The organism is Aerococcus sp. L_32, from assembly GCF_050689315.1.
This window is the reverse complement of record NZ_JBOEQF010000093.1, coordinates 1-7,661: the sequence shown is the minus strand read 5'-3', so window position 1 is coordinate 7,661 and position 7,661 is coordinate 1. Positions and strand designations below refer to the sequence as shown.

At 41.1% G+C, this 7,661-nt stretch carries 6 protein-coding genes; 5 read left to right on the top strand and 1 reads right to left on the bottom strand.

Going from position 1 to position 7,661, the window contains the following annotated elements; translation table 11 throughout:
- Positions 1-5 precede the first annotated feature (5 nt).
- The gene (locus ACRCJ0_RS07430) at positions 6-2,765 is read right to left on the bottom strand and encodes a YfhO family protein (protein WP_431390064.1); all 2,760 of its coding nucleotides are present in this window, start codon (positions 2,763-2,765) and stop codon (positions 6-8) included.
- Between the two features lie 242 nt (positions 2,766-3,007).
- On the opposite strand from ACRCJ0_RS07430, the gene ACRCJ0_RS07425 reads away from it, so the two are divergent.
- The 5 genes from ACRCJ0_RS07425 to ACRCJ0_RS07405 form a co-directional block, all read left to right on the top strand.
- Positions 3,008-5,200, top strand: a complete 2,193-nt coding sequence (locus ACRCJ0_RS07425; RefSeq protein WP_431390063.1) for a peptidoglycan D,D-transpeptidase FtsI family protein — start codon at positions 3,008-3,010, stop codon at positions 5,198-5,200.
- A 176-nt stretch (positions 5,201-5,376) separates the two neighbouring features.
- The gene (rpmG, locus tag ACRCJ0_RS07420) at positions 5,377-5,529 is read left to right on the top strand and encodes a 50S ribosomal protein L33 (RefSeq protein WP_003141750.1); all 153 of its coding nucleotides are present in this window, start codon (positions 5,377-5,379) and stop codon (positions 5,527-5,529) included.
- Positions 5,530-5,761: 232 nt separating this feature from the next.
- Complete coding sequence (locus ACRCJ0_RS07415; RefSeq protein WP_059348741.1) at positions 5,762-6,433, top strand: rhomboid family intramembrane serine protease; 672 nt, start codon at positions 5,762-5,764, stop codon at positions 6,431-6,433.
- A gap of 10 nt (positions 6,434-6,443) precedes the next feature.
- The gene (locus ACRCJ0_RS07410; RefSeq protein ID WP_431390062.1) at positions 6,444-7,016 is read left to right on the top strand and encodes a 5-formyltetrahydrofolate cyclo-ligase; all 573 of its coding nucleotides are present in this window, start codon (positions 6,444-6,446) and stop codon (positions 7,014-7,016) included.
- A gap of 105 nt (positions 7,017-7,121) precedes the next feature.
- On the top strand, positions 7,122-7,661 hold a 540-nt coding region (locus ACRCJ0_RS07405), incomplete at its 3' end, for an ROK family protein (RefSeq protein WP_431390061.1).

Here is a 7,661-nt window from a genome sequence, read left to right as displayed (position 1 = left end):
AATATTTATTTCGTTTTCACTTTTTTTCTGTTAAAGAAATATACACCTACTAGTACGAGTCCGGTTGCGCCTGTAATGGCTACACCTAATATCAAGCCTTGTGGGATGTAGTAGAAAGTGACTTCATAATCACCAGCTTCTTGGAATTGGATACCCATAAAGCCACCGTTTAATAGGGAGACGGTATCGACTTCTTCGCCGTTGACTTTGGCGTGCCAACCTTCTGCGTATGGGACAGTGACCATCAAGTATTCACTTGGATCGTCTACTGTAACGGTGCCTGAGAAAGCCCCATTTGAGAAGTTGGTCAGTTCCAACTGATTTTGCTTTAAGTCTTCTGCCATGGTGGATACTTTTTCCTGGTCAAGGGTATAGAGGTTGATATCCGCTAGGGTTGTTTCGTCATCTAGCAATTGTATGGTAAATACTTTCTCTGCGCCTTGATCGTCGTTGGCAATATTAAATAATTGAATCGACTGGTAAGAAGAATCGTAGTCCAATGGCTCGCCGTCTAAGTAGTATTTGACTTCTTCATCGTTCAAGAATGAAGGGACGGTAATGTAATAAGCTTGGTCTGTTTTGACATTGATATGGATATCAATAAACGAATCTTCTCCAGTGTCATCACGGGTATAAGCTGTGTTTACCACAGAAGCATCTTGTGAATCCACATGGAATAGGTCCACGCTGGCAAAGTTGGCAATCTCAAATTGTGAAAGGTCAATGCCGTCTGTTGTGCCGTTTCCGCTCAAGACATTCAACAATTCATCTTGCAGGTAAACTGGATTGACGTCATCAATGGCGACGTCTTGGATGTCTTGGCTAACCATATAGGCAAGAGACAAGGCATTGGGATTTTCATGGATGATTAATTGGTCTGTGACTTCTGTAACAGGGTATTCACTCAAGTCAGCTCGTGTTGACCTGACTCGGTCTTTTAAGGCGCCTTGATTATCTTCAAACGGGGTGACGTCAAAGTAATATTGGACACCAAATAGGGCGTCTGTCACTAGGGTCCCGGTTGTATAGTTGGTAAAGCCGTCTGACATAGGTTGCCCTAATTGTTTGAACAATTGGGTGGTGTTTCGTTCCATTGTCGAGTTGAAATGGTTCAAGTCATAGTAACCCAGCTGCATGGCATCGTTTTTTGTCCGCTGGAAGGTCTTGGTCATCCGGTAGAATTCATTTTCCGCGGGCGCATACGATGCGATTTCTGGTTTGATTTCAGCAATATAATCCGCAAAGTCATCTTCTTTCAAGTAAGAAATAGAGGAAATAGAGATCACTGAGTTAGCAAACACTTCACTCATGGTGATGAACAATAGGAGGATATAAATCAACCGGTCGAAGTCAACAACCATCATCAGTAGGGCAGTGACCCCAACGAATAAGACGAAGGAAACTAGGACTGTTGTGACTGAAATATAGTCAAATTCTTCGATCTTATAGAACAGGTAACCGTAGGCAATAGCAAAAGGTATCAGCAAAGCTATTGCACTTTTAATGGATAAGACAGTTTTTTGTCGGTAGAGCTGATAGCCGATAAATAATAGAAAGAATGAAAAGACGAATGAAAAACGGTAGGGGTACCAGATTGGGTATTGGAACCCGTGCCAAATCAAGTTCAGCCCTGAAATGTTCATGGATAATAATAGGGCCGTCGTCAATCCACCGGCGGCTAATCGTTCTTGCCAAGGAATCTTCTTATTGAAAAAGTAAAGGCTGGCCATGATAAGCGCTAGACTACCTACGAAAATATTGGGTAATCCTTCTGGCATTTGGTCAAAGTTAAAGGCCCCTAGGATGAATTTTGAAACGATATCGTATAAGGGATAATCGGTTGTTAATTCAAGTTCGGGTGACGATTGTTGCCCTTTACTGGTTGATAATGCATAGAATGTAGGCATTAAAATAAAAGCAGCTAAACCACCACCTGCGAGTGACCAACCGGCAAATTTACCAAGAGTTTGCATGAAATAGGTTTTGAAATTGGTAAAGTAGCTTGCCTGATATTGCGCTGTTGGCGCCAAGTACTGATTGAATCTTTCCATCTGGTCTTGACTATGCAAACCAGCTCGTCCGTGAGCGACCATTCGGTAGCAGAAAAATAGGATTAAGAATAAACAAATCATGTAACCGATATAGTAATTCGAGATTAGGATAAGGGCTAGCCAACCTACATAGGTCCAGCCAGATTGACCGCGCATGACTTTTTCCAAACCCCAAATGAGAAAAGGTAGGAAGATGACGCCGTCTAGCCACATGACGTTTAGTTGGTTGGCGGATAGGTAGCCGATGAAGGCGTAAGCGAATGAAAATGTGAGTGATTGCCAGGTCACTTCGTTATAGAACCGGCCTAACATGAACTGGAAGGCGGATGCTGCGGTGGCGAGTTTAAGTAAGACAATCAAGGCGACGGCAAAGGATAGCCAGGATTGCGGGAAAAATAGCAAGAAAATTAAGTAGGGGGACATGAGGTAGTAAGACCAGGTCCCGACCATTTCGCCTCCGGTGGCTTTTGAGAAGGAATAGAAAATCTGATCCCAATTGCCTTGGAAGATGTCTCGGTAGTATTGATAGAAGTCGATATATTGTTGGCCTAGGTCGACAGTCATGATGGTGCCGTTGCCGAAAGGAAATATTTTTAGGCCAAAGATAAAGAAGAGTCCCATCAGGATAAAGACTGCTAGAAACAAGCCAATCATTGAAGCTTTGAGTGGGTGTTTCTGACTTTTTTGTTGAATCGTTTTTATATATTGCGTCATGACACGAACTCCTTTTTGCGAATTGCTTTTAGCATATCATATTTCGCAGATTGATTGCCTTGTTTAAAGATTTTTTACAAAAATAAAAACTTCTGGGATTTTTAGATGGATATAGGGATTCTTAATAATTTACACGAGTCTTATGACCATTTTTTGTGTATAATTAAAAAAGATTATGCTAGCTTGAGTGGACTGACCTATTGGGCTGCATATAAGTGTTTTATTTGAAAGTAGGTGACAAGTTGGATCAAGGTGATCAAAATAAACAACCGAAGCAACATGAGGGTGCTGAGGAAAAGTGGAATAAAATGGGTTCTGATGATCAAGACCAACCAAAAAGACGTGCACCCATATGGGGCTCCTTTTTAAACCGTTTGAACGTGATGATGATAGGGATTTTTGTCTTGTTTGCAATGCTTATTTTACGTTTATCTTATTTGCAACTAGTTCAAGGGGATATGTTCTCTGATCTGGTGAATGCGACAGAAACAACTATTGTTGAGGAATCGGTCCCTCGTGGGTTGATTGTTGATTCTGAAGGAGAATTGATGGTGTCTAATGAGGCTTTACCAGCAATTTCTTATACACGTGGCCAGGACACTTCTGGTGAGGATATGGTCCATACGGCGCAGAATCTAGCTAAATATATAGCTATAGATTTCGAGGATGTATCCGATCGTGACCTGCAGGATTATTTTGTAGCAGCCAATACAGATGTCATCAATGACCGGTTAACGGACGATGAGGCCGCTGCAACGGATGATGAAATTTACGCCATCCAAGTGAGTAAGGTGACTGACGACGACTTGAATGGTCTAAGTGACCAAGATAAGGAAGCAGCAGTTATTTTTGCCAAAATGAATGCCGCCTCCTCACTCTCAACTGTCATGATTAAAAATGATGGGGTAACCACTGAAGAAATGGCCGTTGTGGCAGAGCATTCAGCTGAGTTACCAGGTGTCAATGTGACAACCGATTGGAAACGGACTTACCCGCAAGATTCATTACTACGTTCGTTGCTTGGTAGTGTATCTTCTACAGAAGAAGGGATTCCAAGTGACCAACAAGATTTCTACCTAGCTAAGGGTTATGCCCTAAATGATCGGGTAGGGGAGTCTTATATTGAAGAACAGTATGAAGCGGATTTACGTGGTTCGAAAACGACCTATGAAACAGAAGTGAGTCAAGAGGGAGAGATTATCAACTCTGAACAGACTTATGCTGGAGAAATGGGGAATACGGTTCAGTTGACCATTGACTCTGAATACCAAGCGGAATTAGAAGCATATGCAACTCAGTATTTAGAAGATGCGACAACTGAAGACAACAATTCTATCTACATTGTAGCGTCTGATCCTGATACGGGGGCTATTTACGCTTTAGTTGGTAAGAAGAAAAATTCAGATGGTGAAATTGTTGATGATGCCTTAGGTACGATTAATAGCGTCTTTGCATCCGGGTCTGTTGTAAAACCTGCAACGATTTCCGCTGGTTACGGAGAAGGCTTGCTTGAAGTTGGTTCAGACAATGAAATCACCGATGAACCCCTATACTTCTCCGGTACGCCAGTTAAAGCTTCTTGGTGGTTTACATCTGGTAACGATTCAACGCCAAGAATCTTAACGGATAAACAAGCCTTAGCTCAATCTTCCAACGTCTACATGATTAAATTGGCCATGGCAATGGGTGGTGTAAACTACTACGAACCATACATGGACTTGTCAGAACTGGATACAGATGCCGTGTATGATACCTTACGTGACTACTATGCAGAATTTGGTTTAGGTGTATCGACTGGTATTGACTTGGAAAATGAATCAACTGGTCTAATCGGAGCTGATACTGGTGACCCAGGTAATGCACTTGACTTGGCTTTCGGTCAGTTTGATACCTACTCACCAATTCAATTAAACCAATATATTTCAACCATTGCGAATGGTGGTACCCGCTATGCTTTACATGTGCTGGATAAAATTTTGGCACCTACTGAAGACGAGGAGACTGCTGGCGATGGAGCAACGGTTTACGAATATGAGCCAACTGTATTGAATCAATTGTCGATTACAGATGAAATGCTTGCGGAAGTGCAAGAGGGTATCTGGTCTGTTATCCATACCTCAACTGGTTTGGGGAACGCTATTTTTGCTAACTTCCCAATTGAAGTAGCGGGTAAATCAGGTACTGCGACAGTATCTGATACGCTTGAAAATTCAACTTGGGCCGGATGGGCACCATATGATGATCCTGAAATTGCGGTTTCTATCGTAATCCCAGGAACAACACCAAATGTGTCTGTATCTGCCCAAGCTGCTGCACCAAATGTTTTAGGTTTATACTATGATATCGAAGAATATCAAAATAAAGTAGCTGACCAAATGGCAGAAAATGCGGAAGCATCAGCAGAAGAAGCGGAAGCATTAGAAGAAGCACAATAATTGCGTGTGGCGCTGTGACACTCAAATCACAGCCCCATACTGATCATTTTAAGTGTAAGACCAATTTTTTTACAAGACTAAAAAATATTTGGCATATAGGTTAAGATTATGGTACAATAATCGAGTATGGTTACTGTATATCAGTTAATAATTTTATTGTATTGGAGGGGTATCACATGCGTGTGAACATTATTTTAGAAAACACTGAATTAAAAGGCGAACGTGTTTACTTAACAGAGAAAAACCGTCGTAACAATCCAGACCGTTTAGAATTAAAAAAATATAGTCCAAAATTACGTAAAGTTTGTGTCTTCAAAGAGGTAAAATAATCTAATGCAAATTAGATAACTGACTCGGTAACACACAAATAATAAATACGTATTTACTATTGGGAGACCTGCATTGGCGTTCGCGCTGGTGTGGGTCTTTTTTTTGCCTTTGTTTGTCGTATCTAGTGGAAGAATCCTAAAGTTTTCTTGTAGGTAACTGCCATTTTGTGATTATCCTGAAAACTAGGGTATAATATGTGAAAGTACATTCGCTACTAAAAAGGAGTTAATCATGTTTACGAGAAAACCTTTTGTGACGTATACCTTGCTAGGTATACAAATTATTTTATTTATTATGATGGAATTTATGGGCAGTTCCGAAAGTTCTGCCACCTTATTATTATTTGGGGCTAAATTTAATCCTTTAATTGCTGCAGGAGAGTATTGGCGTTTAATTACCCCCATGTTCTTGCATATTGGAATTGTTCATTTATTGATTAATTCTATTACCCTGTATTATTTAGGTAGTATGGTTGAAAATATTGCAGGCCACTGGCGCTATTTGGTGATTTACCTGGCTTCTGGCTTGATGGGGAACTTATTCTCTTACCAATTTTCTGAAAATATCTCAGCTGGGGCATCGACTGCTTTGTTTGGTTTGTTTGCTGTTTTCCTAGCGCTTAAAAATCTCTTCCCGAGAAATCGCCATATCCAAAGCATTGGTTCGCAATATTTAACCCTTGTGGGGATTAACTTGGCCTTTGGTATTATGGGTTCAGGGATTGATATTTGGGGCCATGTGGGCGGATTGGTAGGTGGTTTCTTAATGACCATGGCGCTAATTCGCGGGGAAGGGCCAGATCAACGGTTGACCCAACGGATTGGTTCAGCTGCTACCTTTGTGGTGATTGCTGGGTTTATTTTAATCAACCACGGCATGTTCAATACTTTAATTAGTGGTTAGGAGAATTTATTTGACAGAAGAGATGAAAACAATTCTAGACAAGAAGGTCATTCGCGACCGGACTTTTAAATACTGGGCAGCCTTACCAGAGGTTGACCGAATTGCTTTGCAGGCAGATATTTATGCCCAATTATTTACCAATGAAGCCTTTATTCAAGCCGATACAATCACCACAACCATTGCCCATCCAGGCGAAATTGATACGAAACCCATTATTGATTACGCCTTAACCATTGGCAAAAAGATATATGTGCCTAAAACCTATCCCAAACGTCAAATGGCATTTGCTAAGTATCAAGGGATGGATGCGTTGGAGAAGACGAAATTCGGTATTTACGAACCAACAGCAGAAGCTGATTTTATCGATAAAGAGGCCATTGACTTGATGCTTGTACCAGGTTTGTTTTTTAGACCGGACGGGTATCGGGTTGGGCATGGGGGCGGTTTTTACGATATTTTCCTAGCGGATTACCCAGGAAACAAGATTGCCTTAGCCTTTCCAGGCATGGTCTCTGATAAAGTGACCTTTGAAATTGATGATTTTGATATTCCAGTGGACCAAATTATTGTTGGGGAAATATAAATATTGTGCAACCGGTATCATTTTTTTGCTTAAAAACCTAAATTTTTTTGCTAAAGTCTGATAAAATAGACTTATATAACTAATAGATAAGAGGGAGTTATGATAATGACTAAGAAAATATTCGGTATCGATCTTGGTGGTACATCAATTAAATTATCAGTTGTTTCAATTGAAGGCGAAATTATTGATAAATGGTCAGTGCCTACAGATATTAAAGAAGATGGCCAACACATTATTCCAGATTTAATTCTAGCTGTTCAAGAAAAAATGCTAGAAAACAATTGGACTAACGAAGATATTTTAGGCATTGGTATGGGGTCTCCAGGCTTTGTAGACCGTGAAAAAGGTACCGTTGCTGGTGCGTATAACTTAGCTTGGGTTGAAGAACAGCCCGTTGCAGATCTGATTCGTAGCCACTTCAACGCAAATTGGCCAATTCTGATTGAAAATGATGCCAATGTTGCTGCTTTGGGTGAGCAATGGAAGGGTGCTGGTGACCACGCAGGTAATGTTGTCTTGGTGACTTTAGGTACCGGTGTTGGCGGTGGTGTAATTGTCAACGACAAGCTGGTTGTTGGACAGGGTGCTGCTGGTGAGATTGGGCATATGTTCTCTAAAGAGGGTGGCCGTAAATGTACTTGTGGT

What these genes read in the sequence shown, in the direction of transcription:
- ACRCJ0_RS07430 (WP_431390064.1), bottom strand. Translation starts at nt 2,765, where the DNA reads ATGACGCAATATATAAAAACGATTCAACAAAAAAGTCAGAAACACCCA.
- rpmG (WP_003141750.1), top strand. Translation starts at nt 5,377, where the DNA reads ATGCGTGTGAACATTATTTTAGAAAACACTGAATTAAAAGGCGAACGT.
- ACRCJ0_RS07415 (WP_059348741.1), top strand. Translation starts at nt 5,762, where the DNA reads ATGTTTACGAGAAAACCTTTTGTGACGTATACCTTGCTAGGTATACAA.